General features: G+C 72.1%; 31 protein-coding genes. 16 read left to right on the top strand and 15 right to left on the bottom strand.

The window, feature by feature from the left end; genetic code table 11:
* Positions 1 to 305 precede the first annotated feature (305 nt).
* On the bottom strand, positions 306 to 1,073 hold the full coding sequence (locus AB0M28_RS15215; protein WP_365403611.1) for an isoprenyl transferase: 768 nt from the start codon (positions 1,071 to 1,073) through the stop codon (positions 306 to 308).
* Between the two features lie 141 nt (positions 1,074 to 1,214).
* Between AB0M28_RS15215 and mgrA the strand changes: the two genes are divergently transcribed.
* Positions 1,215 to 2,249 carry an L-glyceraldehyde 3-phosphate reductase gene (gene mgrA, locus AB0M28_RS15210; RefSeq protein ID WP_365403608.1) on the top strand — a complete coding sequence of 345 codons (1,035 nt, stop codon included), beginning with the start codon at positions 1,215 to 1,217 and terminating at the stop codon, positions 2,247 to 2,249.
* 47 nt (positions 2,250 to 2,296) lie between these two features.
* Here the strand turns inward: mgrA and AB0M28_RS15205 are convergent, their stop codons facing one another.
* From AB0M28_RS15205 to AB0M28_RS15195, 3 genes are all read right to left on the bottom strand, one after another.
* A complete protein-coding gene (locus tag AB0M28_RS15205) occupies positions 2,297 to 2,785 on the bottom strand; it encodes a hypothetical protein (RefSeq protein ID WP_365403605.1) in 489 nt (162 codons plus the stop codon).
* 228 nt (positions 2,786 to 3,013) lie between these two features.
* Positions 3,014 to 3,700, bottom strand: a complete 687-nt coding sequence (locus AB0M28_RS15200; RefSeq protein ID WP_365403602.1) for an A24 family peptidase — start codon at positions 3,698 to 3,700, stop codon at positions 3,014 to 3,016.
* Positions 3,701 to 3,823: 123 nt separating this feature from the next.
* Positions 3,824 to 4,324 (bottom strand): GNAT family N-acetyltransferase, encoded by a 501-nt coding sequence (locus AB0M28_RS15195; protein ID WP_365403599.1) that lies wholly within the window; start codon positions 4,322 to 4,324, stop codon positions 3,824 to 3,826.
* Between the two features lie 88 nt (positions 4,325 to 4,412).
* Here AB0M28_RS15195 and AB0M28_RS15190 point away from each other — a divergent pair, with 88 nt between their 5' ends.
* The 8 genes from AB0M28_RS15190 (at position 4,413) to AB0M28_RS15155 (ending at position 8,926) form a co-directional block, all read left to right on the top strand.
* Entirely contained in the window at positions 4,413 to 4,766 is a 354-nt protein-coding gene (locus AB0M28_RS15190) for a DUF192 domain-containing protein (RefSeq protein WP_365403596.1), read from the top strand.
* Positions 4,767 to 4,835: 69 nt separating this feature from the next.
* Positions 4,836 to 5,333: a hypothetical protein gene (locus tag AB0M28_RS15185; protein WP_365403594.1), complete on the top strand. Its 498-nt coding sequence runs from the start codon at positions 4,836 to 4,838 to the stop codon at positions 5,331 to 5,333.
* A gap of 96 nt (positions 5,334 to 5,429) precedes the next feature.
* The gene (locus AB0M28_RS15180) at positions 5,430 to 6,197 is read left to right on the top strand and encodes a hypothetical protein (RefSeq protein ID WP_365403591.1); all 768 of its coding nucleotides are present in this window, start codon (positions 5,430 to 5,432) and stop codon (positions 6,195 to 6,197) included.
* 200 nt (positions 6,198 to 6,397) lie between these two features.
* Positions 6,398 to 6,661, top strand: coding sequence for a hypothetical protein (locus AB0M28_RS15175; RefSeq protein ID WP_365403588.1), 264 nt, complete (start codon positions 6,398 to 6,400; stop codon positions 6,659 to 6,661).
* 80 nt (positions 6,662 to 6,741) lie between these two features.
* Positions 6,742 to 6,933 carry a hypothetical protein gene (locus tag AB0M28_RS15170; RefSeq protein ID WP_365403632.1) on the top strand — a complete coding sequence of 64 codons (192 nt, stop codon included), beginning with the start codon at positions 6,742 to 6,744 and terminating at the stop codon, positions 6,931 to 6,933.
* Between the two features lie 57 nt (positions 6,934 to 6,990).
* Positions 6,991 to 8,154: a bifunctional glutamate N-acetyltransferase/amino-acid acetyltransferase ArgJ gene (gene argJ / locus AB0M28_RS15165; RefSeq protein WP_365403585.1), complete on the top strand. Its 1,164-nt coding sequence runs from the start codon at positions 6,991 to 6,993 to the stop codon at positions 8,152 to 8,154.
* A 92-nt stretch (positions 8,155 to 8,246) separates the two neighbouring features.
* Positions 8,247 to 8,531, top strand: coding sequence for a type II toxin-antitoxin system prevent-host-death family antitoxin (locus tag AB0M28_RS15160; protein ID WP_365403582.1), 285 nt, complete (start codon positions 8,247 to 8,249; stop codon positions 8,529 to 8,531).
* A 5-nt stretch (positions 8,532 to 8,536) separates the two neighbouring features.
* Positions 8,537 to 8,926, top strand: a complete 390-nt coding sequence (locus tag AB0M28_RS15155) for a PIN domain-containing protein (RefSeq protein WP_365403629.1) — start codon at positions 8,537 to 8,539, stop codon at positions 8,924 to 8,926.
* A 44-nt stretch (positions 8,927 to 8,970) separates the two neighbouring features.
* Here AB0M28_RS15155 and AB0M28_RS15150 read toward each other — a convergent pair whose 3' ends face one another.
* The 4 genes from AB0M28_RS15150 to AB0M28_RS15135 are packed head-to-tail and all read right to left on the bottom strand — an operon-like array spanning position 8,971 to position 11,085.
* Entirely contained in the window at positions 8,971 to 9,618 is a 648-nt protein-coding gene (locus tag AB0M28_RS15150; protein ID WP_365403579.1) for an OmpA family protein, read from the bottom strand.
* 8 nt (positions 9,619 to 9,626) lie between these two features.
* Positions 9,627 to 10,208: a hypothetical protein gene (locus tag AB0M28_RS15145; protein ID WP_365403576.1), complete on the bottom strand. Its 582-nt coding sequence runs from the start codon at positions 10,206 to 10,208 to the stop codon at positions 9,627 to 9,629.
* A 20-nt stretch (positions 10,209 to 10,228) separates the two neighbouring features.
* Entirely contained in the window at positions 10,229 to 10,783 is a 555-nt protein-coding gene (locus AB0M28_RS15140) for a pilus assembly protein TadG-related protein (protein ID WP_365403626.1), read from the bottom strand.
* A gap of 50 nt (positions 10,784 to 10,833) precedes the next feature.
* Positions 10,834 to 11,085 (bottom strand): hypothetical protein, encoded by a 252-nt coding sequence (locus AB0M28_RS15135; RefSeq protein WP_365403573.1) that lies wholly within the window; start codon positions 11,083 to 11,085, stop codon positions 10,834 to 10,836.
* A 518-nt stretch (positions 11,086 to 11,603) separates the two neighbouring features.
* Between AB0M28_RS15135 and AB0M28_RS15130 the strand changes: the two genes are divergently transcribed.
* A complete protein-coding gene (locus AB0M28_RS15130; RefSeq protein ID WP_365403570.1) occupies positions 11,604 to 12,557 on the top strand; it encodes a maleylpyruvate isomerase N-terminal domain-containing protein in 954 nt (317 codons plus the stop codon).
* Between the two features lie 658 nt (positions 12,558 to 13,215).
* On the opposite strand, the gene AB0M28_RS15125 is transcribed toward AB0M28_RS15130, so the two are convergent.
* Positions 13,216 to 14,013, bottom strand: a complete 798-nt coding sequence (locus AB0M28_RS15125; protein WP_365403567.1) for a TetR/AcrR family transcriptional regulator — start codon at positions 14,011 to 14,013, stop codon at positions 13,216 to 13,218.
* A 75-nt stretch (positions 14,014 to 14,088) separates the two neighbouring features.
* Here AB0M28_RS15125 and AB0M28_RS15120 point away from each other — a divergent pair, with 75 nt between their 5' ends.
* From AB0M28_RS15120 to AB0M28_RS15110, 3 genes are all read left to right on the top strand, one after another.
* Positions 14,089 to 15,342 carry an oxygenase MpaB family protein gene (locus AB0M28_RS15120; RefSeq protein WP_365403564.1) on the top strand — a complete coding sequence of 418 codons (1,254 nt, stop codon included), beginning with the start codon at positions 14,089 to 14,091 and terminating at the stop codon, positions 15,340 to 15,342.
* A gap of 61 nt (positions 15,343 to 15,403) precedes the next feature.
* Positions 15,404 to 15,946, top strand: coding sequence for a thioredoxin family protein (locus AB0M28_RS15115; RefSeq protein ID WP_365403561.1), 543 nt, complete (start codon positions 15,404 to 15,406; stop codon positions 15,944 to 15,946).
* A 240-nt stretch (positions 15,947 to 16,186) separates the two neighbouring features.
* Complete coding sequence (locus AB0M28_RS15110; RefSeq protein WP_365403558.1) at positions 16,187 to 17,236, top strand: M48 family metallopeptidase; 1,050 nt, start codon at positions 16,187 to 16,189, stop codon at positions 17,234 to 17,236.
* A 56-nt stretch (positions 17,237 to 17,292) separates the two neighbouring features.
* Here AB0M28_RS15110 and AB0M28_RS15105 read toward each other — a convergent pair whose 3' ends face one another.
* The gene (locus AB0M28_RS15105; RefSeq protein WP_365403624.1) at positions 17,293 to 17,631 is read right to left on the bottom strand and encodes a helix-turn-helix domain-containing protein; all 339 of its coding nucleotides are present in this window, start codon (positions 17,629 to 17,631) and stop codon (positions 17,293 to 17,295) included.
* Between the two features lie 238 nt (positions 17,632 to 17,869).
* On the opposite strand from AB0M28_RS15105, the gene AB0M28_RS15100 reads away from it, so the two are divergent.
* The 3 genes from AB0M28_RS15100 (at position 17,870) to AB0M28_RS15090 (ending at position 21,423) form a co-directional block, all read left to right on the top strand.
* Positions 17,870 to 18,685, top strand: a complete 816-nt coding sequence (locus tag AB0M28_RS15100; RefSeq protein WP_365403556.1) for an NAD(P)H-binding protein — start codon at positions 17,870 to 17,872, stop codon at positions 18,683 to 18,685.
* 140 nt (positions 18,686 to 18,825) lie between these two features.
* Positions 18,826 to 19,827 (top strand): NAD-dependent epimerase/dehydratase family protein, encoded by a 1,002-nt coding sequence (locus AB0M28_RS15095; RefSeq protein ID WP_365403553.1) that lies wholly within the window; start codon positions 18,826 to 18,828, stop codon positions 19,825 to 19,827.
* 150 nt (positions 19,828 to 19,977) lie between these two features.
* On the top strand, positions 19,978 to 21,423 hold the full coding sequence (locus tag AB0M28_RS15090; protein ID WP_365403550.1) for an ATP-binding protein: 1,446 nt from the start codon (positions 19,978 to 19,980) through the stop codon (positions 21,421 to 21,423).
* A gap of 39 nt (positions 21,424 to 21,462) precedes the next feature.
* On the opposite strand, the gene AB0M28_RS15085 is transcribed toward AB0M28_RS15090, so the two are convergent.
* The 5 genes from AB0M28_RS15085 to AB0M28_RS15065 form a co-directional block, all read right to left on the bottom strand.
* Entirely contained in the window at positions 21,463 to 22,101 is a 639-nt protein-coding gene (locus AB0M28_RS15085) for a hypothetical protein (protein WP_365403547.1), read from the bottom strand.
* 40 nt (positions 22,102 to 22,141) lie between these two features.
* Entirely contained in the window at positions 22,142 to 24,373 is a 2,232-nt protein-coding gene (locus AB0M28_RS15080) for a hypothetical protein (protein WP_365403544.1), read from the bottom strand.
* Positions 24,367 to 24,816 carry a hypothetical protein gene (locus AB0M28_RS15075; protein ID WP_365403541.1) on the bottom strand — a complete coding sequence of 150 codons (450 nt, stop codon included), beginning with the start codon at positions 24,814 to 24,816 and terminating at the stop codon, positions 24,367 to 24,369. Before AB0M28_RS15075 ends, AB0M28_RS15080 begins: the two co-directional genes overlap by 7 nt.
* 114 nt (positions 24,817 to 24,930) lie before the next feature.
* On the bottom strand, positions 24,931 to 25,830 hold the full coding sequence (locus AB0M28_RS15070; RefSeq protein ID WP_365403538.1) for a DUF5936 domain-containing protein: 900 nt from the start codon (positions 25,828 to 25,830) through the stop codon (positions 24,931 to 24,933).
* Positions 25,831 to 25,865: 35 nt separating this feature from the next.
* On the bottom strand, positions 25,866 to 26,810 hold the full coding sequence (locus AB0M28_RS15065) for a type II secretion system F family protein (RefSeq protein WP_365403621.1): 945 nt from the start codon (positions 26,808 to 26,810) through the stop codon (positions 25,866 to 25,868).
* Between the last annotated feature and the right edge of the window lies 1 nt (position 26,811).

Below are 26,811 nucleotides of genomic sequence, written 5' to 3'. Positions count from 1 at the left end.
CCACGCCGGGCGGCCGCAGCAAGCGCAACGCTGCGGGCGGCTGGGCCGCCCAGGGGGCGGCACGGGCGGGCGCAGCGGCCCCGCACCCGACAGCGCCAACTCGGCCACCACGAAACGAGCACCGCGAAGCGCCACGCAGCGGGCAGCCGAGAAACGTGACCCCCGCGGGCCGCCGCGAGCGCCACGTCGGGCGGCCGCCGCGAGCGCAACGCTGCGGGCAGCTGGGCCGCCCAGGGGGCGGCGCGGGCGCGCGCGGCGGCGCCGCCCCGGCCGACGCCGAGCGAGTGGCGCCGCCCGAAGGGCGGCTAGGCGCCGAAGCGCCTGCTGCGCGCGCCGAAGTCGCGCAGGGCGCGGAGGAAGTCGACCTTGCGGAAGGCGGGCCAGAAGACGTCGCAGAAGTGGTACTCGCTGTGCGCCGTCTGCCAGAGCATGAAGCCCGACAGCCGCTGCTCACCGCTCGTGCGGATCACGAGGTCCGGGTCCGGCTGCCCCCGGGTATAGAGGTGGCGGGCGATGTCCTCGACCTCGACCGTCTCCGCGAGATCCTCGAGCGCCGTCCCACGGCCGGCGTGCTCCGACAGCAGCGAGCGGACCGCGTCCGCGATCTCCTGCCGGCCGCCGTAGCCCACGGCCACGTTGACGAGCAGCCCCGAGGCGTCCGCGGTGGCCTCCGCGGCCTCCTTGAGGACGCCCTGCGTACGGGAGGGGAGCAGATCGAGCGTGCCCACGTGGTGCACCCGCACCCGGCCCGACGCCGCGAGCCCGCGCACGCAGTCCTCGATGATGCCGAGCAGCGGCACCAGCTCCGCCTCCGGCCGGTCGAGGTTGTCCGTGGACAGCAGCCACAGCGTGACGACCTCGACGTCCGTCTCCTCGCACCAGCCGAGGAGTTCGAAGATCTTGTCCGCCCCCGCCTGGTGCCCCTGCTCCGGGGAGCCGCCCGCGGCCCGCGCCCAGCGCCGGTTGCCGTCGAGGATGACGCCGATGTGCTTGGGCACCCGCGTGAGGTCGAGGCGCCGTTCCACACGCCGCGCGTACAGCCGCACCACAAGGTCGCGCAGTTTCTGCCTCACGTGCCCAGCCCTCCACTCCGCCGCCGCATCGCGCCACCCTACTGCCCGGAGGCATTCCTTCCGGAACCCGGGGGCGACCCCCGGCCACCGGGCGGGCGTCCGGTCGCGGGCAACGGGGGCGTCCCGTGATAAGGAGACCATGTGAGCGACTCTCCCTACATCCCGTCCGACACCCGCTACGACGCCATGGAGTACCGCCGTACGGGTCGCAGCGGCCTGAAGCTCCCTGCGATCTCCCTCGGCCTGTGGCACAACTTCGGCGACGACCGCACCCTCGACTCGCAGCGCGCCATCCTGCGCCGCGCGTTCGACCTGGGCGTCACGCACTTCGACCTCGCCAACAACTACGGCCCGCCGCCCGGCTCCGCCGAGCTCAACTTCGGCAAGATCTTCGCCCAGGACTTCCGCCGCCACCGCGACGAGCTGGTCCTGTCGACGAAGGCCGGCTACCTGATGTGGGACGGTCCGTACGGCGAGTGGGGTTCCCGCAAGTACCTGCTCTCCTCGCTGGACGCGTCCCTGGCCCGGATGGGCGTGGACTACGTCGACATCTTCTACTCGCACCGCTTCGACCCCGAGACCCCGCTCGAGGAGACGATGGGCGCGCTGGCGTCCGCGGTGCAGCAGGGCAAGGCGCTGTACGCCGGCGTCTCGTCGTACACCGCGGAGCAGACGCGGCAGGCCGCGGGGATCCTGCGCGACATGGGCATCCGGCCGCTGATCCACCAGCCGTCGTACTCGATGATCAACCGCTGGACCGAGGACGACATGCTGCTGGACACCCTGGAGGCGGAGGGCATGGGCTGCATCGCCTTCGCCCCGCTGTCGCAGGGCATGCTGACGGACAAGTACCTGGGCGGCATCCCCGCGGGCTCCCGGGCGACGCAGGGCAAGTCCCTGGACCCGGAGCTGTTCACGGAGGAGGCCGTCCGCCGGCTGCGCGGGCTGAACGAGATCGCGCAGGAGCGCGGCCAGTCCCTGGCCCAGCTGGCGCTGTCCTGGGTGCTGCGCGACCCGCGGATGACGTCGGCCCTGATCGGCGCGTCGAGCGTCCCCCAGCTGGAGGCGAACGTCGCGGCCCTCGGCACCGCCCCGCTGTCGAAGGAGGAGCTGGAGCGCATCGACCGGTTCGCGGTCTCCCAGGACGGCGTGAACATCTGGGCGGGACGCGGCTGAGGCCTGCCCGTCGGCCGGGCGGCTCTCGGCCGGGAGTCGCCCGGCTGTCAGGTCCCGCGGAACCATTCCCGGACCCGCCGGTCGCGCAGCATCGCTATGTAGCAGACGCCGAAAAGAACCTGCTGCAGACCGGTGTGCGGGTTCTGCGGCAGGCAGGTGATGCGGCTGGTCATTGCCAGCGTGCCGCCGAGCATGGCGACCACTCCCACCACCAGCGCCGTCCAGTACGCCCGTCGCGTACGTCGGTACGTCACCACGGCACCCACGACGAAGAACCAGACGGTCGCGCCGAAGCCTGCCGCCCCGACGATCAGCCGCTCCCCGTTGTAAGCCGTGGCCTCACGCTCGGCCAGGATCGCCCCCACGGCCCCCTGGACGACGAGGCCTGTCGCCAGTGTGCCGAATTCCCAGCGGAGCACACGCAGAACGAGGGGCGCCCTGTGCCGCTCGGGCAGCTGTGCCGATCTGTCGAGCACGACCACGGGCTCCCCACGGTCGTCCGCCGCCGTGTCGTCCTCCGCGAAGCCATGCCGCATGGCGCGGAGACTAACGCCCGGCTTGATCCACCGACAGAGGTTGGACGCCGTCCACTCCCGCGCTGGGCGCCGTCGCGTGCGGCAAAGAAAAACGGGCCGGTCCGTGGGGGGGATACGGACCGGCCCGAGGGGGGGACCTCCACCATAACCCAGGGTGAGGGGTGCTCAGAACTCAACGGGCGGGATACCTCGAAAAGTACGCGCGCCGTAGCTCTCCGTATACGGAGATCAGCTCACGCCGATCGCGCCCAGACAGACGCCACCGAGGGCCCCAATCGCCATAAAGGGACCAAACGGGAGAGCCGTTCGCCGGTTTCCCCGGCGCGAAACGATCAGGCCCACGCCGTAGAGCGCGCCGAGGACAAATCCGGCGAACGCCCCGGTGACGAGGATCCCCCAGCTGTACCAGCCCAACGCCATACCCAGCGGAAACGCCAGTTTCACATCGCCGAAGCCCAGACCGCCGGGGTTGATCAGCCAGAGCAGGAGATAGGCACCGCCCAGCGCCAGACCACCGAGCAGGGCGCGTGTCCAGCTGCCCGCGCTCCCTATAAGCGCCGCACCCCCCAGAAGTAGCGCGACCGCCCCCGCCAGGGGGAGGGTGAGTACGTCCGGCAGCCGCCGTACCCGAATGTCGACGGTGACGAGAACCACACAGACGGGCGCCGTCAGCAGCCACACGGCCAGCTCCGGCTCCGCCCCCGCCGCCGCCGCCAGCACCCCGCACGTGATGCCCGTCACGACGCCCGGCCGCACCCCCTCGTGCACGGGGAACGCCACCCCCCGGACCGCCCGCCACGGCTCTCCCGGTTCCACGGCCAGCCGGTGCGCGGCCCGCGGCACGGCGAGCGCGCCCACGCACGCACCCCACAGCGCCGCGGCGGTGACCAGCGCGGCAAGGGCGGGAATCGACACGTCGGACGGCACCCCCGGTTCGACAGCGCGGTGACCGGATCTTCCGGTCTCCCACCCAAGGACGTCCAGGTCCCCGCCGGGGTTGCGCCCCGGCGACGCCGGGGGTTGCGCCCCGGCGACGGTCTACGGCTGCGGCTCCAGGTCGCGCTGGTACCAGTCGCCCGGCTTGCCGCTGAGGTGGGCCGGGTCGGCCGGACCGGTCCGCACGAACCCGGCCTTGGTCAGCACCTTCCGGGACGCGACGTTCGTGTGGGAGATGGCCGCCCGCACGGTGCGCAGTCCGTACCGCGACGGCGCCAGCGCGCACAGCTCCCGGACCGCCTCCGTCGCCACACCGCGGCCGGCGGCGTGCTGCGCGACCCGGTAGCCGAGTTCCGCGGCCCCGTCCTCGATGTCGACCAGGTTGAACCGGCCGAGCACCGCGCCGTCCTCGTCGACGAGCACATGGAACGCGCAGATGCCGGCCTCCTGCTCGGCCAGCAGCGCGTCGAACCGCTCGGTGAACCGGTCGAAGAACTCGTCACCGCGGTCGGGGATCGAGGCCGCGAAGTAGGCGCGGTTCGCCAGCTCGAAGGCCAGGACCGCCGGGGCGTGGCGCGTATGCAATCGCTTCAGCTCGGGCACGGCCCGACTGTAGTCGCGGGGCCCGCCGGAGCCACACGGGTTTTCCGGCGGCGGCCTCACCGGGGCGATCCCCTACTACCCTCCCCCCATGCCCACTTGGCCCGACGGCCCCGCCGTCCTGCGTACGCCCGACGGCGGGCGGATGCCGGTGCGGGTCGCCGCCTCGTTCCGGGCGCGCAGCCGGGGGCTCCTCGGGTACGACGAGCCGCCGGACGCGGCGCTGCTCCTCACGCCCGCGCAGGGAGTGCACACCTTCGGCATGCGGTTCGCCATCGACGTCGCGTACCTCAGCCGTGATCTGCGCGTCCTCGCGGTCCGCACCATGGTGCCGGGGCGCCTGGGGCGGCCCCGGCTGCGCGCCCGGCACGTACTGGAGGCGCCTGCGGGCACGTTGGCCGCGCGCGGCGTCGCGCCCGGCGCACGGCTCGCCGTCGAGCTCTGACTTCCCGCGTACGGGCGGATTGCGCGCCGCCGCCGCATGGGTGCCCGTGCCGCCGCCGACGCTTACCCCGTGATCCACCGACTGGCGGCCGCCGTCCTGTGCGCCACCGCCCTCGCCCTGCCCGCCGCGGCGCCGGCGCTCGCCGCCGCGCCGGCCGAGGCGTGCGTGCGCTCGGGCACCGACCTGCCGCTGGAGGAGCTGGGGCGGATCGCGCGGGAGGGGGACGTGAGCGAGGCCGTACGCCGCGCGTGCGGCGGCGAGAAGCCGAAGCCCGCGCCCCGCCCGGCACCCAGGCCAAAGCCCGCACCGCCGCCGCCTCCTCCCCCGCCCCCTCCGCCGCCTCCGCCCCCGAAGCCGAGCCCGTCGCCGAGTCCGACACCGACGCCCAGCCCGACCAGGCTGCTGCCGGTCTTCCACACGCCGCCGCAGCAGCGCCGCGCGGAGAACGGTTCGTCGGTCACGAAGGCGCTGCTGTTCATCGCCCCGTCGATCCTCGCCGCGGCCGCCCTGTCGGTCGGCGGCACGGGCGGATCCGGCGGATCCGGCGGCCGCGGCTCAGGCGGCTGACGGGACCGCGGCCCTGCCGGAGCGGGCACATGCCCTGACCGGGCCCGCGACCCACCCAAGACCAGACCACCCCCCGCACCACCCCCGGAGCACCTCATGCCCAACTGGCTCGTGCTGGTCCTCGCCATCGCCGCGTCCATCGGCGTCGTCGTCCTCGTGGTCGTCCTGCGCGACCGCCGCACCGGGGACGACGAGGTCAATCCCGACGAAACCCCCGACGTCATCGAGTACATGACGATGATGATCGGCGTCGTGTACGCCATCGTCCTGGGCCTGGCCATCGCCGGCGTCTGGGAGGCCCGCAACGGCGCCGACGAGACGGTCCGCCGCGAGGCGTACGCCCTGCACGAGGTGAGCGAACGCGCCGGCGTGTGGCCGGAGCCGGCGCGCTCCGAGCTGCGCGGCGCCGTCGACGCGTACGTCCACTACGCCGTGGACAAGGAGTGGCCGGTGATGGCCGAGGGCGACGGGCTGACCGCCCGCGGCGACCGGATGATGGGCGAGATCCGCACGGTCATCGCCACGTACGACCCGAAGACCGACGCCGAGAACCGCGCCGCCTACGGCCTCTCCGACCAGGCGTCGAACGCCGAACAGGCGCGCAACGACCGCGGTATGGACACCGGCCCGACGATGCCGCCGCTGGTCTGGTTCGGGCTGATCGCCGGCGCCGTGGTGGCCGTCGGCATGGTGTTCGCCCTGCAGATCCAGCAGTCGCCGCGGGAGCTGATCCTGGCCGGCGTGCACAGCGCGCTGCTGGCGTTCCTGCTCTACCTCGTCTGGGACTTCGACGCCCCGTACGCCCACGCGGCCGCGGAGCTGAAGGAGCCGTTCACCGCCCTCTTCCCGGGGGTCACCGGATAGCGGGGCGGTCCGCGAGCGCCGCTGCGGCGCGGGTGCGACTCGGGTGCGGAGGTGACGCCGCGCCCACGCCGTAACACCTGTCCGTAGCGGGCGTCTTCTGGCGTACGGTGAACTCCGGGCCGCCCCTGGCGCGGGGGCGCGCGCGTGCGGAAGGTGGCGGACAGATGGACCCAGCCCTGCAAGAGGCCACGTTAAAGACGGTGCTGGGGGGTGAACTGGTCGAGCTGCCGGGCACCATCGCCGGGATCCGGGCGGCTCTCGGCCCGGCCGAACTGGCCCGGTTCGAAGGAGAGATCGAGCACACCCCGGTGGCCGATCTGCCCGCGGTCCTGGCCCGCTGGGCGCTGTCGACGACCACCGCCGTCGAGGAGGACGAGGAGTTCTTCGCCCGGCTGGAGCGCGGCGAGGACATCGGCGCCGTCCCCGCACAGCCCTCGCCGGCCGGCCCTACGGAGGTGGCGTGACCCCCTCGTCGACTCCCCCCGCCGCCCCGACCTCGTACCGACTGCAGTACGCCCCGCCCGCCGACCAAGCCCGGCGCGCCATGGAGGAGGGCCTCCAGGAGCGCTTCGACGAGGCCATGGAGCGAATATCGGACGATCCGTACGGCCATGGCTCGACGGCCATAGACAAGGAGACCGACCGCCGGGAGGCGACGGTCGCCGGTGTCGTGATCCGCTACTACGTCAGCCAGTCGGTGCTGACGGTGACCGTGGTGCGGGGGGTGTACATCTGAGTGCGTCGGCCCTGAATCCCGTGGACAACCATACGGCGTAGCGCATATACATGCCCCATGACGCATGAGCATGCACTCCTGTGGCCCGCCGGCTTCCACGCCTACACCGGTCACGGCGGCATCCGGGACAGCGGCGACGACATCTCCGTGATCGCCTCCGCCCTCCCGGCCGTGAGCGCCGCCGTGTTCACGCAGAGCCTCTTCGCCGGGCCCGCCGTCGTCCTCAGCCGGAAGCACGCGGCCGGGCGCGGACTGCGGGCCGTCGTCACCCTCGCGCAGAACGCCAACGTGGCGACCGGGCACGAGGGCGACGCCAACGCCGCAGAGGTCGTACGGCGGGTCGCCGCGCTGGCGGGGGTGGCGGAGACGGACGTGCTGATCGGTTCCACCGGAGTCATCGGGCGTCCGCTGCCGATGAGTTCGATCCGGGCGCACTTCGACGGGGCGGGGGGTGCGGGCGGCTTCGACGCGTCCCCGCTCGACGTGGCCCGGGCGATGATGACCACCGACACCCGTCCCAAGACCGCCGTCCGCACGGTCGGCCGCTCCCGGATCGTCGGTGTGGCCAAGGGCGTCGGCATGCTGGAGCCGAACATGGCGACGATGCTGGCGTATCTCGTCACCGACGCCGAGGTCGCACCCGAGGCGCTGGACGCCGCCCTGCGCCGGGCGGTCGACCCGACGTTCAACTCCCTCAGCGTCGACACCGACACGTCCACCTCCGACACCGTGGCCGTGATCGCGAACGGCGCCGCGGGGCCCGTCGACCCCGACGCGTTCCAGCAGGCCCTCACGGACCTCTGTCTGGACCTCACGCTGCAACTGGCCCGCGACGGCGAGGGCGCAACGAAGCTGCTGCGCGTCCATGTCGGCGAGGCCCGCGACCACGCCCAGGCGAAGCGGATCGCGAAGAGCGTCGTGAACTCCCCCCTGGTCAAGACGGCCGTACACGGCGCGGACCCGAACTGGGGCCGGGTGGTGATGGCGATCGGCAAGAACACGGCCGACACGGACATCGACCCGTCCCGGGTCACCGTCCGCTTCGGCGCCGTGGAGGTCTACCCGCGAGAGCCGGAGAGCCTGGACGAGCTGACGGAGCTCATGCGCCGCGACGAGGTCGACATCACGATCACCCTCGGCACGGGCCCGTCCGGCACGACGGTGTACGGCTGCGATCTGTCGGCGGGGTATGTGCGGGTGAACGCGGACTACACGACTTGAGGGCCGCGTCCGGGCGGCGTCGGCGATCGACCGGCAGATTGTGGGTACAATGACCTCGATGTAGGTACACGCTTCGGGATGGAGGCCACGCGATGAGTACGGTCTCGGTACGCGAGTTCTCCTACAACCCGAGTGCGATCTTCGCGCGCGTGGAGAAGGGCGAGGCGATCGAGGTCACGCGCCACGGGAAGGTGATCGCCGTACTGCTGCCCGGCAGCGGCGCGGCCCAGCGGTACGCCCCCCTGGTCGAGCGCGGCCTGATCAGGCTCAAGGCGACGACTTCGGCAGACGTGGACCAGCTGCGGTCGTACGAGCCGGGTGGCGGCGACTCGCCGCTCAGCATCCTGCTCGCGGACCGGGAGGACGATCCCCGTTGATCTATATGGACTCGTCGGCCATCGTGACCTTGCTGTCCGGGCGGGAGTACGTCGGCGAGCTCCGCGACTACCTGCGTGGACGACCGGCAACACCTCTGGCGACCAGCTCTGTCGGCTTCGTCGAGACCGTACGCACGCTCGATCAGGTCGGCGACTTCCCGCACCTGATGCAGGACCTGACCCGCGACTTCACCGAGATCCTCCTCACCGAAGAGGTGCGCGACGCCGCCGCCCTGCTGCCAGGCCGGGTACGCCCCCTCGACGCCATCCACATCGCCAGCGCGCAGGTCCTGGAGGACGCGCTCGACGTACTGATCAGCTACGACAAGCGCATGCTCGACGTCGCGACGGCCGCGGGACTGCCGGCGGCCTCGCCGGGGTTCGCCGCCGACTGAACGACGCGCCCCGACCGACCCCCGCCGGTCGGCCCCCGCCCGGCTCAGCCCCCGTCCGCCCTCGGGAACGTCACCTCGACGCGGCGGTTCTTCTTCCGGCCGTCCTCCGTGGAGTTGTCGGCGATCGGGTAGTCCTCGCTGTAGCCGCGGACCTGGAACGTGATCCCCGCGCTTGCCTGCAGCAGGCCGACGAGCGCCTGGTGGACGGCGTTGGCCCGCTGTTTGGAGAGCGTGACGCCGTGGGCGTACGAGCCGAGGTTGTCGGTGAAGCCGAAGACGCGGACGAGGTCGGGGTCGTTGGCGTCGATCTCGGCGGCGATCGCGGCGATGCGCTCGTGGGCGGCGGCGGTGAGACGGGCGCTGTTCTTGGGGAACAGGACGTCGGCCTGGAGGGAGATGGTGATGCTCGTGTTGGTGTCGGAGCGCCGCTCCTCACCGCCCTCGGTCTCCACGACGGAGACGATGTCGAGGACCTTGGGCGGCGCGAGCTGGGCACCTTCCTCGAGCTTGAGGTCGGGGTCCTCGGGGTCGGTCTCCACGGGAGGCGGGGCGGAGGTGTTGATCCCGGGCGGCGAGGAGGACTGCCCGTCCTGCGCAGGCGCGGGGGCGGCGGGCAGGAGCAGCAGGGTGAGGGTCAGGGCGGTCGTCGCGATCCCCGCGCGGGGTGGGGGGCGGAGGCGGGTGGTCATCATCGCTCGCCTCACTCGGAGAGGGGGAGCGTGGTGGGGGTGAAGGTGGGGAGCTGGAACTCGATCTCCTTGACGTCTTCGGGCGGGGCGGGGAACTGCATATACACGTCGACCGACTTACCAGCGGAGACTATGTCCAGACCGGTGGTGCACAGGCAGCGCTTCTCCGTGTCGCGCAGCACGAAATAGCGCTTCTTCCCCTCCTTGTCCACAAGGGTGGCGCCCATCAAGGAGGTGTGGTCAACGCCCTCCTCATCCCCAGCCCACAGGTTCGTGTCGATGAAGTCTTCCGTGGCGGTGTTCTCGATCACGCCGGAGATCGTGACGAAGCCGCCGGAATCACGCTTGACCTCGTAGACAGTCAGAACCATTCCCGGCTTGCCTTTTACCTGGGCAATCGGGTCGCGCTGCGCCTCACTGTCGCTCGAACCCTCTTCGGTCCGGGCGGCGCCCTTCGACGAGGTGGACTTCCCTTCGCTCTCGGGACTACCACCGTCGTCGGAACTGCACCCGACGGCACCGGCGGCGAGACCAACCGCCAGCACCGCTGCCGCGATGCCCCTACCGACCACGCCCGTGTGCCAATTGCCCATGGTCTGATTCCCCTGAAAGATCAATCGACGAGATGTACGGAGAAGAGGTCTGACGAATCGGGGAACAGATCAAGGTCGGCAGAACCGACGGTCCAGTGCCCACCGTCGCAGTCCAGCTCAAGAAGGGGCTCCTTGGCATTGTCCCCGACCGGCTCTCCGAGACCGCAGCGGCTCTCGATGACAGCCGTTGCACTGGTTTCCGCGTGATTGCTCTCCGTACCCGGAACTATGGAATCCCCAACCGAGTTCTCGCTGCGTACCGTCACGGCGAACCCGTCATCCGGCTCACTCACGGCTCCGCAGTCCAGCAACTCGGCATCGTTCTTGGAGGCGAACTCTGCAGCCGCCCGACACGGGCCGCCGTACTCAAACCCCTCACCGTTGAGAAGGTCATCCCAGAGCTCCGGATCGGCGATCGCGTCAAGCAATCTCCCACGGAGCTGGTCCCGTGCCTCCTGCGCGGCGGCGAGGGCTGCCGCATCAGCCGCCCCCTGGGCGTCGTTGCGCAACGCGGCTGCCTGCCCGACCACGAAGTACGCCAGGCCGAGGAACAGTAGCCCGGCAACCGCCGTGATGTAGATGGGGAAGGCCTGCCCCCCGTCGCCCCACGACCGCCTCTTGAGCCCTACCCACCGATCTTGTTGATCTGCGCCTTGATCTTGCTGAGGATCGTATTGCCGAGACCCGAGGTCATCAGCACCAGGACGATGGCCACGGCCACCGCGATGATTCCCAGGTATTCGACCGCGGTCTGACCCCGGTCGAACGGCCTCCGGTACCGCCGGCGTAGACGTGATCCCGCCGTCGATGCCCAATCCGACGCCCAGATCTCCGATCGCACCACGGACCGCAGGACCAACCCGTTCGGCTTCCACATGCGTCAAACCTCCGCACTCGGGCAATGCGCATACAACTGCCAAACCGGCAACATCACCACGAGCCGAGCCACCGGTTACACCTGACCGCAACGCCCCCCGGACGGGCCTGCAGGGCCAATTCTGGCCCGAAACTGGCAGCTTGGCGCTACGAACGGCGACATTCCCATCACGCTCCGACCACACCACGTAGCGCCACTTCGCAGCCGCGATCACCCGCAACGCCTCGGGGGCGCAACGACGCCAGCCGTCGCCCGGAGCTTCCGCGTCGCCCATACCCCCACCTCCCCTGTCAAAAGCGGAGAGTTGAATCAGCTGGTTGCAGCCGACGAACCGAGTCGCCGCATCCGCCGTCACTCACTGTCCCACAGTGCGTTGCACATGCGAACCCCCGGTGGAGCACTTCCAGTCATGCACGCCACAGAAGGCCGTACACGGCGCCGACCCCGCGCCTCGCGCGGCCGCTGTCAATCGCCGCCGCGCGAGGTGGATTGTCGGTCCTCGCTGGTAGAAACGGACCATGACCTCGCCGATGTCGACGCACGCGTCCTCCGCCCCGCCCCGGGGTGCGATCACCCCGCCCCACGATCGCCTCCTCGCCCACATCGAGGACCGTTCCGCCGCCCTGCGCAAGGCCGCCGCCGCGGTCGACCTCGGCGCGCAGGTGCCCAGTTGCCCGGACTGGTCCGTACGCGATCTCGTCACCCATATCGGCAGCGTGCAGCGCTTCTGGGCCGTCGTGGTGGCCGCGGGCCCCAGCGACACTCCTCCCGCCCGCGGCGAGGGCACACCGGTCTGGATCTCCGGCGACGCCGCCCCGCCCGGGCCCGAGGCCGGCACGGATGAACTGCTCTCCTGGGCCGAGGAGTCCACCGCCCTCCTCATCGCCACCCTCCGCGCCGCCGACCCGGACAGCGGATGCTGGACGTGGTGGGGCGCGTCCCGTGCGCCCCAGACCGTCGGCGCCGTCGCCCGGCACCAGGTGCAGGAGGCCGCCGTACACGCATACGACGCACAGCTCGCCGCCGGCACGCCGGAGGCCCTGCCCGGCGAGGTCGCCCTCGACGGCATCGACGAGTTCCTCAGCGTCTCCTACGGCACCGCCACGCCCTGGCCGCACCCGGCCGCGCGAATAGACCTCCGTACGACGGAGGGCCCCGCCTGGCAGATAGCCCTCTCCGAGGGCGGCACGGCCACGGTCACCACCGAGATCCCGGACGCACCCCGGGGGGACCACGACGGGAGTGCCGAGGCGGAGGACAGCCACGCCGCCGACCACCACCGGCTCACCCTGCACGCCCCGGCAAGCGACCTCGCCCTGACCCTCCACCGCCGCACCTCCGCCGACACCCTGCAGGCGCCCGCAGGCGCAGACGGTCAGGACAACGCGGTCGGGGACGGTCAAGCGGGAGGGACCGGGGACGGGGACGCCGCACTACTCGACCGGCTCCTCGCCTGGCCCAGCCTCGACTGACGGGGACGCCACGGACTTAGCGAACCGCGATCGCCCCTGCTTGGCGCGCCGCGAGCCCTGCAGGCTTGGCAGGCCGCAGGCGTGGCGGGCCGCGGGCGCCACGGGCTCAGCGGGCTCAGCGGGCTCAGCGGGCTCAGCGGGCAGCCTGCCCCGCAGAACCTGGCGTGCCGCAAGCCCCACGGGCGTGCCGGGCTGCACGCACCACGGGCTTAGCCGGTCGCGGTCGCTACGGCTTGGTGCGCCCTGAGCCCCACAGGCTGTCCCACCACGGGCCCGCACCCGGCGGGTCGGCGCGCGCCGCGGACTCGTGGGGAGGCGAGGTCTGCGCACCTCAGGCCCGGGGGCCACGCGCAGGGCGCTGCCGCCGGCCTCGGAGGCCCACCCAGCGCGCCGCGGACTCGTGGGGGCCAGGCCCCTGCACGCCTCAGGCCCGGAGGGCCACCCGCACACGCGCGGGGCCTCGAAGGCCCACCCAGCGCGCCGCTGACCCGTGGGGGCCAGACCCCTGCACGCCTCAGGCCCGGAAGGCCACCCGCACACGCGCGGGCCTCGAAGGCCCGCCCAGCGCGCGCCGACCCAAGCCCCGGAGGCCCGCCCGGCAGCGCCTCCCCCCGAGGGACGCCCGGCTCACCGCCGCGGGCCCGGGGAACGTCGCCTCTCAACGCCCGCGCCCTCCGGCAGCCCCGCTACCCTCCGCCGAAGGCGGATCCCCCGCCCCCGCCGGAGACGGCACCACCCCCCCAGCCGAAGGCGAACCCCCCGCCGAAGGCGAACGCGCACCCACCACCCCGACCGAAGACGAACCCCCCGCCCCCGCCGAAGGCGCCCCCAGCGCCGGCGCAGCCGCCGCGTCGAGCACCGTCGCCGTGTGCTCGATCACCTCATCCGCCGTCAGCGGCAGCGTGCCGTCCAGCCAGTTCGAGATGACCTCCGTCAAACCCCCCACCGCCAGCGTCGCCATCACCCGCAGCCGGGGGTCCGCCGGGCTCACGCCCGCGACCCGGTGGGCCTGCTCGATCATCAGGTCCGCGTACGTGCGCATCGCGTCCCGGCGGCGTCCCTCGAGCAGCGCGCTGCCCGCGTGGTCGCCGAAGCCGATGCGGGCCTTGCGCGGATCCGCCGCCATTGCGTGTACGAACGCGCCCACCGCCGCCCGCAGTTGCTCCCGCGGCGCGGGGCCCGCCTCCGCCATGGCCACGCGGACGAGGTCCAGGACATCGTGCAGCGACCGGTCCCACACCGCCGCGAGCAGCGCGTCCCGGTCGGCGAAGCTCTCGTAGAAGTACCGCTGCGTCAGCCCCGCGCGGGCGCAGACGCCCCGCATCGTGACCGCCGCCCACCCCTGTTCGCCCCAGATGTCCGTGGCGGCGGACAGCAGCCGGGCCCGGCGGTCCGCGCGGCGGTCGGCGGCGCTGCGGCCGCCGTAACTGCGCGAGGGGGCCTCCGGAGCGTCCATCCGGCCATCTTGACATCGCCTGCGGTCAGTTCAAAACTGACCGCAGGCGATGTCAGATCGCAGGAGGTCCTGATCATGACCGCACAACCCGAGCCCCAAGCAGGCCCGTTACCGCACCCGCCGTTTCTCGCGACCCTCCCGTTCCGGCTGGCGCTGCGGCTGTACGCCCCCGGCGACATCCGGGCCACCGCCCAGCAGCTGACCGCGTTCCGGGACTTCGCCACCGCGGGGGATCCGCTCGCCGACGCCGTCGTGGCGATGTTCCGGCGGCTGCCGCCAGGCCGGGGCCGGGCGTTGTTCGAGCAGGCCGTGGAGCACGGCATCGGCGCCCTCCCCGAACCGCCCCCGGAGCTGGTCGACTTCTTCGCCCACGTCGACGCCGTCCCGTACTGGCTGGACCCCGACCGGCTGGCCCACGGCGTACGGACCCAGGCCCGCACCGGGCTGTACGCGGGCGTGGTCGTGCTGCCCGGCCTGTCGCTGTACGGCGGCTATCTGGCGTCCCGGATCGACAAGGTGCTGCTGCGCACCGGGGACCTGGAGTCGATGGCCCCGCGCAGACTCGCCGAGACGGCGACCTGGACGACGGACCTGGTCGCCCCCGGCGGGCTGGACCGGTTCGGCCCCGGGTTCAAGGGCATCCTGCGGGTCCGGCTGATGCACGCACTCGTACGGCGGGGGCTGAGCCGCCGCCCCGACTGGGACTTCGCCGCCTGGGACCACCCCGTCAACCAGATCCAGCTGGCCGGGACCCTCCTCCAGTTCTCCCTGATGGCCCTCACCGGCACCCGCGCCCTCGGACTGCGGTTCTCCGCCCGGGACAAGGCGGGGCTGTTCCACTTCTGGCGATACATCGGCCATGTCATGGGCATCGACCCCCGGCTGCTGCCCGCCACCGAGGCCGACGCCTGGCGGCTGCTCTGGCTGGTCGCCGCGACCGAGCTGCAGCCCGACGAGGACGCGGGCCGCCTCGCCGGCGCCCTGCTCTCCGCGATGCCCGGGTACGCGCTGCCCGCCCGGTGGCAGCGCTCCGCGCGGGCCCGCCACGCCCTCACCGCGTACGTCGGCTCGTACAGCCGTCTCGTCCTCGGCAAGGACAACGCGGACCGGCTCGGCGCGCCCGACAGCAAGGCCTTCCAGGCCGCCGTCCTGGCCACCACCGCGCTGACCTTCGGCGTCGAGACCCTGCGCCGCCTCACCCCCGGCGGTACCCGGCTGGCGGCCCGTGTCGGCTACCTCTCCATACGCCGCATGGTCGACCGCGGCATGCGCGACCACCACGGCGACCTCGCCTTCGACCGCCACGACCGGCTGCCCGGCGCCGCGTGAGCCGTGAGCCCCGCGGCGTCCGTGCAGGGCCTCCGCACCGCGGAGGCGTAGCATCCGGCCCATGGCCGTCTCCTCGCAGATGGTGCCGCTCGGCACCCCCGCCCCGGACTTCGCGCTCCCCGACCTCTCCGGCGAGACCGTCCGCCGCGACGACTTCGCCGCCGCGCCCGCGCTGCTGGTTGCGTTCCTGTGCAACCACTGCCCGTACGTCCGCCATGTCGAGGCCACCCTGGGCGAACTCCTCGCCCGGCACCCGGACCTGGCGGTCGTCGGCATCTGCGCCAACGACGCCGAGGCCTACCCCGGCGACCGCCCGGAGCGGCTCGCCGAGCAGGCCCGGCGGGCCGGGTGGACGTTCCCGTACCTCGTCGACACGCCGCAGGACGTCGCCCGCGCCTACCACGCCGCCTGCACGCCGGACTTCTTCCTCTACGACGCCGGGCGCCGGCTCGCCTACCGCGGCGCCATGGACGAATCCACCCCGGGCAACGACCGGCCCCTCACCGGCGCGGACCTGGACGCCGCCATCACCCGCACCCTCGCGGGTGAGTCCGTACCCGAGCCGCACCGGCCCAGCATGGGGTGCTCCATCAAGTGGCGGTGACCCGCCCGTCCGCCGGATAGTCCACACGCGCGACCCCCGTGGTTGCCGGATTCCGGCATTGTGCGGCTCCCGTCCCCCGCACGACCATGCCGACAGTGGAGCGCGCACAACCACGTGTGCCCTGATGCGGGGGACTTGCCGATGGGGACGGAGACGGTCGCGGCCAGCGGTGGCCTGCCTGCGGTAGCGCAGGTCGCCGGTGCGGGGGCTCCGGCGGTCCGGGGCCACCGGGTGCGAGGCGTGGCCGCCCGGGTCGTCGCCTCGGGCGTCCACCTGACGACCGGCGGTATCGCGGTGGGCGGCGGGCTGCTGATCGGCTTCGGCTGGGAGACCGGCATCCAGCCCTTCGTCGGGATCGGCATGATCGCCCTGGCCTACGAGCTGCATCCGCGCCGCGACCGGACGCAGGACTCCGGCGAGTCGCTCCTGCAACGCGCCGACGCTCCGGAGCACTTCGCCCTGCTGGACGAGGTCGCCGACGCCGTCGGCACGCACGGCTTCGACACCGTACGGCTCGACGCGGGCTATGCGATCAGGGCCACGCCGTACGGGCTGGGGCACCGGCGGCTCGACATCGGGCTCGCCCTGTGGGAGACGCTCACACCCGCGCAGCGCATCGCCTGCGTCGCGCACGAGCTGGGGCGGTTCGCCGAGCACGACGTCCGGCACAACGTGTTCGTACGGACCACCGTGCCGCTGCTGGGCGCCCCTTCCGACCGGGCGGCGGACGATTCGGACGCCCTGCGGGAGCAGTCCTTCGCCACCTCCCCGTACAGCCGGTTCGCGGACGAGATGGCGGAGGCCGCCGCCACCTTCCGGGTCACCAGCGCCATGTCGCGGTGGGTGATGTGGCTCCCCGCGCGACTGCTCGGGCGGACGGCCCGGCTGGCGCACCGGCTCGCCGTACCCGTGGCCGAGGAGGCCGCCGTCCGCGCGGACGCGGTCGCCGCACGGGTGGCGTCGACGGAGGCGGCCGTTCAGGCGCTCGTGCGCAGCCGTCATGCGGGGGCGGTGCTGACCGAGTTGGAGCGGATGGCGGTGGAGGCCAGGACGTTCAAGCGGAAGGACGTGGTCCGGGAGTTGTGGGGCAGGCTCGCCGCGTTCGCCGCGGGGCTCGCCGAGCCCGAGCGCGGCTCCGACGCGGTCTCGGCCCGTATCGCGCTGCTGGGCCGGGACGGGCCGCACGCGGCTCTCGTGGCCGTCGACGCTGCGGCGTCCGCCGCGATGGACGGGGAGCTGGCGGAGGTCAAGCAGGCGGTGGCCGAGCGGTTCGTCCGCGACAGTGTCTGATTCGTCTACGGCGTGGGGCACCCGGCTCGTCTACGGCGTGGGGGCGCCCGACTCGTTTACGGCATGGGGGCGCCCGACTCGTCGTACGCCTCGCGTGACCGCTCCACGTCGGGGAGGTGCCGCGCCGACCACTGCGTCAGCGACGCGAACAGCGGGGCGAGGCTGCGGCCCAGTTCGCTGATCTCGTACTCGACCCGGGGCGGCACCTCGGGGTGGTACGTCCGCACGACGAGGCCGTCGCGCTCCAGCTGACGCAGCCGCTGGGTGAGGACCTTCGGGGTGATCGTGCCGATGGCGCGCTGGAGTTCGACGAAGCGCTGGCGTCCGTACTCGTTGAGCGCCCAGAGGATGGGCGTCGTCCACCGGCTGAAGACCAGGTCCACGACCGGTGCGATGGGGCACGCCTGCGCGGGAGGCCCCGCCTCGGCCGTGCGACCGCCGCCGGCGGTGTCCCGGTCCGTCGCCCGGTGTGTGCTCGCAGTCGCCACCTCGCGCGCTCCCTCCGATCGGTTCCTCCCCCGATGCTAGGCGCCTCCGGCGGGGCGGGGCGACCATGGTCTCGGCCACGGCCAGGGCCACGGGGGTCACTTTCCTCTAGGTACCTACTATCTTCGCGCTGCTAGCGTCGGCCGCATGATCACAGTCACCGGTGCAACCGGCAATATCGGACGCGTACTTGTCGAGATCCTCAGCTCCTCGGGCCAGGACGTACGGGCCGTCTCCCGCAGCGGCCCGCACCCCGCGGACCTGGGCGATCCCGCCTCCCTGAAGGACGCCTTCGCGGGCGCCGACTCCCTCTTCCTGCTACTGGCCGGCGAGCAGCTGGTCACCGGCCCCGATCCGCGGGACGTCCTCTCGCTGGCCGCGGCGGCGGGCGTGAAGCGGACCGTGCTGCTCTCCTCCCAGGCCGCCGGCACCCGGCCGGACTTCGGCTCGCACGAGCGGCTGCGGCAGTACGAGACGGCGGTGCGGGAGTCGGGGCTGGACTGGACGGTCCTGCGGCCCGGCGGCTTCACCACGAACACCTTCGCCTGGGCGGAGTCGGTCCGTACGCACCGCGCCGTGTACGCCCCGTTCGGGGATGTCGCGCTGCCGCTGATCGACCCGGCGGACATCGCGGCCGTCGCGGCGGCCGCCCTGCAGGAGGACGGTCACACAGGCCGTACGTACGAGCTCACCGGTCCGGCGCCCGTCACGCCGCGCGAGCAGGCGGCGGCGATCGCGGGGGCGCTGAGCGAGCCGGTGACGTTCCACGAGCTGACGCCCGCGGCGGCCCGGGAGACGCTGCTCGGCTTCATGCCGCCGGAGGTGGCGGACGGCACGCTGGCGATCCTGGGCTCGCCGACTGCGCGGGAGGCCCGGGTCAGCCCGGACGTCGAGACGGTGCTCGGGCGCCCGGGGCGGTCCTTCGCGGAGTGGGCGGCGGCGAACGGCGGGGTGTTCCGGTAGGCGGGGGCGGGAGGCCGGGGCGGCGCCGGGTGCGGCCTTCTGCGGTGGGCCTTCTGCGGTGCGGCCTTCTGCGGTGCGGTCTTCTGCCGTGAGCAGATGCCCCTTGCCGCCGTCCCGTCGCTGGTCGCAGACTCACCGGCATGCGACTCCTCATTCTCGGCGGAACCGAATTCGTGGGCCGGGCCGTGGCCGAAGACGCCCTCGCACGTGGCTGGGAGGTGACCGTCTTCCACCGCGGCCGGCACGCGGCGCCCGAAGGGGCGCGCGATCTGATCGGTGACCGGACGACGGCGGACGGCCTGGCGGCCCTCGGCGCGACGGAGGAGTGGGACGTCGTCGTCGACACGTGGTCGGCGGCGCCCCGCGTCGTACGGGACAGCGCCCGGCTGCTCGCGGACCGGGCCGGCCGGTACGCGTACGTGTCGACGGCGTCCGTGTACGCCGCGCCGCAGCCCGTGGGCATCGACGAGGGCCGGCCCACGGTGGCCGGCGACCCTGACGCCGGGGAGGTGGGGTACGCCGAGGCCAAGCGGGGCGGGGAGCTGGCGGCGGTGGCGGCGTTCGGGGAGTCGCGCTCCCTGCTGCTGCGGGCGGGCCTCATCCTCGGCCCGTACGAGAACATCGGCCGGCTGCCGTGGTGGCTCACGCGGATCGCCCGCGGCGGCGACGTCCTCGCTCCCGGCCCGCGGGAGCAGAGCGTGCAGTACGTCGACGCGCGCGACCTGGCGGCGTTCACGCTGGACGCGTCGGTGGCCGGCCGGTCGGGGGCGTACAACGTGGTGAGCCCGCCGGACTTCACGACGCTCGGCGAGATCCTCGACACGGCGGTCGCGACGGCGAACCCGTCAGGCGCGCGTCTCGCCTGGACGGACCCGACCCGCATCCTGGACGCGGGCGTCCAGCCCTGGATCCAGCTCCCGATCTGGGTACCCCGCGGCGAGGACTTCGACGCCCTGATGACGCTGGACACCTCCCACGCCCGAAACGCGGGCCTGCGCTGCCGCCCCGTCGAGGCGACGGTACGGGACACGTGGCGCTGGCTCGAGTCGATCGGCGGCACGGCCCCCCAGCGCCCGGACCGCCCGGTGGTGGGCCTGGACCCGGAACTGGAGGCGAAGGTCCTTTCGGCTGACGCCGGCTGAGGCGCCCCGGGCCGGACGGGGGCAGGCGGGCCGTAACCATCCGGCCCGCCACTCTGTTATGTAGAGGTATACCTCTACTAACTACGCCTCGACATCCATGGAGGCATCATGGTCCGACGCCCGAGCAGGCCCGTCCCCAAGCCAGAGGAGATGTTCGACCGGGACGTCGAATGGAGCGAGCTCACCGCTTTTGCCGAGAATCCCGAACCTGGACCCTCCCTTGGTGTGGTGTCCGGACGTCGACGCCAGGGCAAGACGTTCCTCCTCGATTCGCTGGCAGAAGCGACCGGTGGCTTCTACTTCCAGGCGCTGGAGGCCTCACGTTCCGAGTCCTTGGCCATGCTGGGCCGCGCCGTGGCCGAATACACCGGCAGCGCGGTCCCTCATCGTCCCGAGAACTGGAGCGAGGGCATCGACCTCCTCTTCGACCTCGGCCGTGAGGCGCCGACCACCGTCGTTGTGGACGAATTCCCCTATCTGGTACGGACGGACCCCTCGCTGCCATCGGTGATCCAAGCAGCGATCGGCGCCCGGACAGGTCGCCACCTCAAGCGCTCGCCGAGGCTGTTGCTCTGCGGCAGCGCGTTGTCCTTCATGGGCGGCCTGCTCTCCGGCACCTCCCCCCTGTACGGGCGCGCGAGTCTGAACCTCGTCGTCCACTCGCTCCCGTACCGCCAGGCGGCCGCGTTCTGGGGAATCGACGACCCGCGCCTCGCCGTACTCACCCATGCCGTCGTCGGCGGCACACCCGCCTACCGGCGCGACTTCGTCGCGGGCGATGTCCCCGACGGACTGGCCGACTTTGACGACTGGATGTGCCGCACGATCCTCAATCCCGTGAGTGCCATCTACAGCGAGGCTCCGTACCTTCTCGCGGCCGAGAGCGAGTTGCGCGACCGCTCCCTGTACCACTCCACGCTCGCGGCCGTGGCCCTCGGGAACGAGACGTCCGGAGGCATCGCCGGCTACCTGGGCCGCGCTCGGACCGATGTGGCTCTGCCCCTCACGATCCTGCGGAACTGCGGACTGGTCACCGTGGAGGACGACGCCTTCCGGCGCAACCGCCCTCGTTACCGCATCTCCGAGCCCCTGATCACGTTCCATCACGCGGTGGTCCGTCCGGAACAGGCTGCCTTTGACCGCCACCGGACAGAGGCAACGTGGCAGCGGAGCCAGAACACGTTCCTGAGCAAGGTGGTCGGACCGCACTTCGAGTACCTGTGCCGCGAATGGGTGCTGGAGCATGCCGACCCCGAGACCTTCGGCGGCATGCCCGTACGGGCGGCACCCGGAACGGTGGCCGATCCGTCCGCGCGTACCTCACATGAGGTCGACGTCGTGGTGCACGGCGCAATCGGTCAGGACTCTGGGATCTTGCTGTCAGTGGGCGAGGTCAAGTGGAATCGGGTGATGGACCTCCATGACCTGGCCCGCCTCCGCAACATCCTCGGTCTGCTCACAGCCCGGGGCATCGATACGACCCACGCGGTCCCCGCGTGCTACAGCGGAGCCGGCTTCTCTCCCGACCTGCGCGCGGCTGAGGGGCGCGGTGAGGTGGTGCTGGTGGGGTTGGAGCGGTTGTATCGGGGGGAGTGAGTCGGCGGTTCCGAATCGCCCGGGCGCGTCCGGCGTCGCTCACCGTTTGTTGATGTAGGGCTTGTCCGCGGTCGGGACGTTCGCGGTGCGGGGGCAACCGAGGGAGGTGGCAAGCTGTCCTGCCAGTTCGCGCAGGAGTGCCATCCGGGCGTCTGGGGAGTCGTCTACCGCAACGCCGTCGAGGCTTTCGCTCTTCATTTCGACAATCATTGCGGCTCCGCTTCGATCTCCCTCACGGGCACACTTGAAGTACAGGTCCCCGCTCCGAAAACCTGCTGAGGCACGCAGGCCATACGGGTATCGCCGCGAGTAATAGCTGCTTTCCAGCCCTTCGTTCGGGTCCTGTGGCAGGTCAGCAAGAAGGGCAGCTGTCACGGGGATGCTTTCCATGCGCGGCGCGCCGGGACTCGTGTCTGGCTCCAGCGGACGGATGTCGCAGAGCTTCAGTGGCCGGACGGGTGTTCCACCGTTCAGCGCTTGGTTCAGCGTCGCGGCAGCACCAGGTACATCCCCCTCCGAGCCGTGCTCGAAGCGGTCGTCCCCGGCGATCGCCACCACGGCCGTCCCTGCCTTGTCCGAGACACCCCCGCACACCGCGGTGGCGGACACCCCGCCCTCACCCAGGCACGCGGCAAGGGGCAGGCTCACCGCGAAGGAGGCGGCCGCTGCGACCAGCACTCGCTTGAGACCACCAGCCCCCGTCCTTGGAGACACGCCTTCACCTTCCAAGCTTTCCTGAGGTCCAACCGACGTCGTTGGAGCCCCTGTCATACGCATTGGCAGCGCTGTCCAGCATGTTCTTGCCGTCTTCCAAGGACACGCCACCTCTCGAGTAGTAAGCGATGGTCGGCTCTTTCGCTGCGCCGAGCCCGGCCGTGCGATACCCGCTCGCGTCCTCGGCTGCTCGGCTCGTGTAGTCCGTCTGATGTGTGGCCGCGTCGATTCGTTGCCCGGCAAGCTCGTCGATGGCACTGACTCCGGCCTCCACAACCATTGGAACGGCGACTGTGGTAACCGCTGCCGCCCCAGGCCCGGCAAAGGGCAGGACCGCCAGACCCGCACCCGCACCGAGGCCTTGACTGACCCCGTACTTCTTCCATGAAGCGGCGTTCGCGGCCTCCGCATCCTGGCGCTCTGCCTGATCGTGGTAGGTCTGCTCGATGTCGAGAATCCGCGCGCCGTCCATGGCTCCGTGCGCATACGCGCCCGTGTCGGAAATGTGTTGGGCGGTCACAGGGTCGTGTGGATAGGCGGACATTGCATTAGCAGTGAAGGAACTCTGAGCGGCTGAGAGAATCGCGTGCCCCATCTCGCCCCGCGCTGCGGTACTCAAGAATGCCCGTGCCTCATCAGATCGCAGATCGAGGTGCCCTGCCCTCTCGTGACCGTAGAGCGCGCCCCGGTCCACAAGGTCGTTGTTCCCACCATCGTCGGCCAGCGACCAGTTCAGATCATCGATGTATCCCGCCCCCATCCGGGCGACGGAGTCACTCAACCCTGGCCGCGCATCAAGAAACCCGGCATCCTTCGCCACCGAGTGCACCACCTGCCCCATAACCCGCCCCGCCGCATCCGACCTCTCCAGCCCCACCTCCCCATGAGGCACCCCCAGCGTCGCCGCCTCCAGGGCGTGGCCCAGTTCGTCGTGGCCCAGGGAGCGGGGGTTGTCCGGGGGGTCCGCGAACCATGTGCGGTGCTTCAGGAGGTACTCCAGGTCCGGGTCCGTTGAGGAGCCGTTGTCGAAGAGTGACGTTGCCGCGGTGGGGTTGTGGCCCAGGGCCTCCAGGTAGCCCGGGAACGGGTCCGTGCCCGAGTCCGCGTGGCCGAAGGTGAGGTGGTCGCCGGCGCCTGCCGGGGTGCGCCAGAGGGTTTCCGGGGCTACGCCGCGGGACTGCCAGTCCTGCTCGAAGTCGATCAGGGAGCGGCCGTAGTCCTGCAGGAAGTCCGTCTCGTACTCGCCGTTGCGCAGCAGGGCGCTCATCACCTGGAAGCCGTACGGGCCCGGCGGGGGCGAGCCGGGGAAGGAGCCGCCCTGCAGGCTGACGCGGTCGTTGCCCAGCGCCGTCATCCGGCGTTCCCAGCGCTCCATCGCCGGCGCGGACGACTGGGTCGCCGTGGCCAGGGTGAAGCCGAGGGACTTCTGGAGGCGGGTCAGTTCGTCGATGGATGAGGGCGGCGCGTGAGCCGCGTTGCGGGCCCAGAACTCCAGTGTCCGCTTCGGGCCCATCGACAGCGCGAAGCGTTCCGCGAAGTCCGGGTCGCCCTCGTGCCGTGCGAGGAGGGTGTTCAGGCGGCGGAGTTCCGCCTCGGTGAGGGGGCGGTTCGCGATGCCTGCCAGTGCCGTGGCCGCGGTGGCGTCCCGCTCCGCCCGGTCCCGGCCCGTCTCCGCCGCCTCCAGGCTGCCGTATCCCGCGTTCGAGAAGCCCCTGTCGCGGCCGTTCGCGTCGCGTTCCAGGGCACTGCGGAGGTTCTCGTCGGCCTCCGTCGCCTCGGCGAGGATCGCGGCGATGTAGCGGTTCGCGGTGGCGGCGTCCGACGCGCCGGTCAGGAGCGGCTGGTCCGGGACGGTGAGCGCGGGTGGGCGTGGGGTCGCGGTGACGTGGCCCGTTGCGGGGTTCAGGGTGAGGTTCGGGTCCGTCGAGAGGTGGGCCGCGTAGTCGTTCAGCTTCTTCTGGAGCGCGGTGAGCGTCTCGTGCGCGTCCAGCAGCACCGCGTGGACGTCCCGGGCCTCTCCGGACGCGAGGCGCAACTGTTCGGCGATCGCCGCCATTTTCTGCTGGGCGGCGTCCGACGCCTCGCCCCGCCAGACCGCCGGGCCGATCGGCCCGCACACCTGGGCCGTGAACTCGCGCGCACGGTGCTCGAACTGCTCCGGCACCCTGCGCCAGCCCTCCACCGCGCCCGCCAGCGACCCGAAGTCCGCCGCCCTGAGGGCCTGATACGTCACCATGTCCGTACGGCCCCGCGTCCGCCCGCGCCGGACGCGATCCGCATGAGATCACCCTGCGCGCTGATGTCCCCCCGTGCCAGCAGGGTCGCCGACTGGCGGAGGCTCGAGCCGAGGTCGGAGGTCATCAGGCCCACAAGTCGGCGGGTCTGGTCGCGCCAGCGCTCTTCCAGTACGGCGAAGGCGGTCGCGCTGCCGAAGCCCTTCATGCCCGCTGCCGCGTCGCTGATCCCGGGGACGAAGTGGGACCTGAAGCCGTGCAGGACCGCGGCCTGCTCCCCCGCCTTGTCGGCCGCGGAGCGCAGCATCTGCGGGGTTACGACGAGTTGGACGCCGTACCCGGGCATCGGGTCGGAGCCGGCGCCGTCGAGGCTGGTGGGGGTCTCCGCGGCGCGCGCACGCACGCCCGCCTTGCTCTCCTCCCACTCCGCCCACGCCTCTGCCATCGCGTCCCTCCCGCCTCGAGCGCCAGTCGGATCTTCACCCTAGCGCCGGCGATCACGGTGAGCGTGCGCCTCGTCACCCTCCGGAGGGACCCCCGAAAGTGCCCATCTCGCGCCTTACTCCCCCGTCAGCACCCCGAACTCCGACCCCGAGCCCAGATACACCGCCGTGATCAGCAGGATGATCGTCGCCGGGACCATGAACGACGTGATCAGCAGCGTCGCCTTCGGGATCGCGCGGGCCGCGCGGCGGCGGGCGTTCTGGGCGTCGGTGCGGCGCTGGTCCGTGGCGATCTGGATGAGCGTGTCGACGATCGGGGCCCCCAGGTCCTCGCCCTGCTGCAGGGCGGTGACGAACTGGGCGACCTGTTCGGAGTCGTTACGGCGGCGGAGCTCCTCGAACGCCTGGCGGCGGCTGACGCCCATGTCCATCTGGCGCAGCGTGATGCGCAGTTCGTCCGCCCACGGTCCCTCGTACTTCTCCGCCACCCGGTCCAGGGCCTGGCGGAAGCCGAGGCCGGCCGAGACGACGACCGCGAGGACGTCGAGGAAGTCCGGGAGGGTGCGTTCGATCACCTCGCGGCGTTTGCGGACCGCCGCCCAGATGCCGACCTCCGCCCACCAGCCGCCGAAGGCGAACAGCAGTGCCGCGGCCACCCAGTTGCCCCGGGACAGCATCACCAGGGCGCCCACGCCGCCGAGCATGGCGTACACGGCGCGGCGGGCGGCGTAGCGGTCGAGGGTCAGTCCGCCGGGGTTGCCCGCCTGGTCGATGCGGCGGCGTTTGCGGTCGACCCGGGCCGGGCCCATCAGGCGCAGCACCAGGGGGGCGAAGCGCATGCCGAGGCGGTCCACGGCGGAGCCCACCTGGCCCGTGCGGGTCGCGCCCACCTCCAGGGCCAGCTGCAGGTCGGAGGGGAGTTTGACCTCGGAGCGGTAGACGCGGACACCGGCGAGGAGGCCGAGGACGGCCAGCGCGGTGACCAGCGCCAGCAACGGTGCGGCGTACTCAGACATGGATCCTCGCCATCCGCCGTATGTGCAGGGCGTACTCAGACATGGATCCTCGCCATCCGCCGGATCAGCAGGATCCCCGCGGCGTACAGGCCGACGGAGAGGATGATCGCGCCCTGGCCGAGGGCGGAGGAGCTCATCCGGTCCAGGGAGCCGGGGATGATCTGGTCGGTGAGGATCAGGGAGCCGAGGCCCATCACCGGGACCGTGTAGCCGGTGAGCGTGACCTGGGCGAGCTGGGTGCGGACCTCGCGGCGGGTCTCCTTGCGGTCGTTGAGGGTGACCGTCAGGTTGCGCAGGGAGGAGACGACCTGGCCGCCGGCGCGGTTGGACAGGACCAGGGTGGAGACCAGGACGACCAGTTCGCGGGAGGGGAGGCGGTCCTGGAGGTCGCCGAGGGCCTCGTCCAGGGAGACGCCGACGGAGAGCTGGTCGGTGACGCGGGCCAGCTCCTCGCCGGCCGGGGCGGGGAGTTCCTCGGCCGCGATGCCGAGCGCGGTGCGCAGGGCCAGGCCCGCCTGGGTGGCGTTGGCGAGGATGCGGGAGAAGTCGGGCAGCTGGTTGATGAACGCCTCGATACGGCGCTGGCGCTGCCAGTTGAGGAAGGCGTGCGCGCACCACAGGGCGATCACCCCGGCGACGGGCCCGAAGAACGCCGCGAACACCGCGTCCGCCACGATCCACACGGCGGCGACGAGCAGGACGACGTACACCGTGAACTCGCCCGGTGTCACGTCCAGTCCCGTGACCGCCAGCCGCCGTTCCAGGCGGCGGCCCAGCGCCGTACGGCGGACGCGGCGGTCCACCTGGGCGAAGCGGCGGCTCCGGCCGTCCGGGCCCTGGCCGCGTTCCTCGCTGAGGCGGCGGATGAGGGCCGCGCGCTGGGCCCGGCCCGCGGCGTACAGCCAGACGCCGGCGACGGCGAGGGCGCAGGCCAGCAGCGCGGCGCCGACGGCGAGGAGTGCGGCCGACTCGTAGTCCATG

This window comes from Streptomyces sp. NPDC051940 (assembly GCF_040680895.1).
Classification (GTDB): Bacteria; Actinomycetota; Actinomycetes; order Streptomycetales; family Streptomycetaceae; genus Streptomyces.
This window is presented reverse-complemented; position numbering and strand designations above follow the sequence as displayed.

Bases quoted from the DNA above. Each gene is read 5' to 3' on its own strand.
- AB0M28_RS15070 (WP_365403538.1), bottom strand. From the start codon at position 25,830: ATGTCTGAGTACGCCGCACCGTTGCTGGCGCTGGTCACCGCGCTGGCC.
- AB0M28_RS15065 (WP_365403621.1), bottom strand. From the start codon at position 26,810: ATGGACTACGAGTCGGCCGCACTCCTCGCCGTCGGCGCCGCGCTGCTG.
- AB0M28_RS15130 (WP_365403570.1), top strand. From the start codon at position 11,604: ATGACCTCGCCGATGTCGACGCACGCGTCCTCCGCCCCGCCCCGGGGT.
- AB0M28_RS15170 (WP_365403632.1), top strand. From the start codon at position 6,742: ATGGAGGAGGGCCTCCAGGAGCGCTTCGACGAGGCCATGGAGCGAATA.
- AB0M28_RS15145 (WP_365403576.1), bottom strand. From the start codon at position 10,208: ATGGGCAATTGGCACACGGGCGTGGTCGGTAGGGGCATCGCGGCAGCG.
- AB0M28_RS15115 (WP_365403561.1), top strand. From the start codon at position 15,404: ATGGCCGTCTCCTCGCAGATGGTGCCGCTCGGCACCCCCGCCCCGGAC.
- AB0M28_RS15080 (WP_365403544.1), bottom strand. From the start codon at position 24,373: ATGGTGACGTATCAGGCCCTCAGGGCGGCGGACTTCGGGTCGCTGGCG.
- AB0M28_RS15090 (WP_365403550.1), top strand. From the start codon at position 19,978: ATGTTCGACCGGGACGTCGAATGGAGCGAGCTCACCGCTTTTGCCGAG.
- AB0M28_RS15100 (WP_365403556.1), top strand. From the start codon at position 17,870: ATGATCACAGTCACCGGTGCAACCGGCAATATCGGACGCGTACTTGTC.
- AB0M28_RS15150 (WP_365403579.1), bottom strand. From the start codon at position 9,618: ATGATGACCACCCGCCTCCGCCCCCCACCCCGCGCGGGGATCGCGACG.
- argJ (WP_365403585.1), top strand. From the start codon at position 6,991: ATGACGCATGAGCATGCACTCCTGTGGCCCGCCGGCTTCCACGCCTAC.
- AB0M28_RS15155 (WP_365403629.1), top strand. From the start codon at position 8,537: ATGGACTCGTCGGCCATCGTGACCTTGCTGTCCGGGCGGGAGTACGTC.
- AB0M28_RS15120 (WP_365403564.1), top strand. From the start codon at position 14,089: ATGACCGCACAACCCGAGCCCCAAGCAGGCCCGTTACCGCACCCGCCG.
- AB0M28_RS15135 (WP_365403573.1), bottom strand. From the start codon at position 11,085: ATGTGGAAGCCGAACGGGTTGGTCCTGCGGTCCGTGGTGCGATCGGAG.
- AB0M28_RS15180 (WP_365403591.1), top strand. From the start codon at position 5,430: ATGCCCAACTGGCTCGTGCTGGTCCTCGCCATCGCCGCGTCCATCGGC.
- AB0M28_RS15095 (WP_365403553.1), top strand. From the start codon at position 18,826: ATGCGACTCCTCATTCTCGGCGGAACCGAATTCGTGGGCCGGGCCGTG.
- AB0M28_RS15125 (WP_365403567.1), bottom strand. From the start codon at position 14,013: ATGGACGCTCCGGAGGCCCCCTCGCGCAGTTACGGCGGCCGCAGCGCC.
- AB0M28_RS15160 (WP_365403582.1), top strand. From the start codon at position 8,247: ATGAGTACGGTCTCGGTACGCGAGTTCTCCTACAACCCGAGTGCGATC.
- AB0M28_RS15075 (WP_365403541.1), bottom strand. From the start codon at position 24,816: ATGGCAGAGGCGTGGGCGGAGTGGGAGGAGAGCAAGGCGGGCGTGCGT.
- AB0M28_RS15205 (WP_365403605.1), bottom strand. From the start codon at position 2,785: ATGCGGCATGGCTTCGCGGAGGACGACACGGCGGCGGACGACCGTGGG.
- AB0M28_RS15190 (WP_365403596.1), top strand. From the start codon at position 4,413: ATGCCCACTTGGCCCGACGGCCCCGCCGTCCTGCGTACGCCCGACGGC.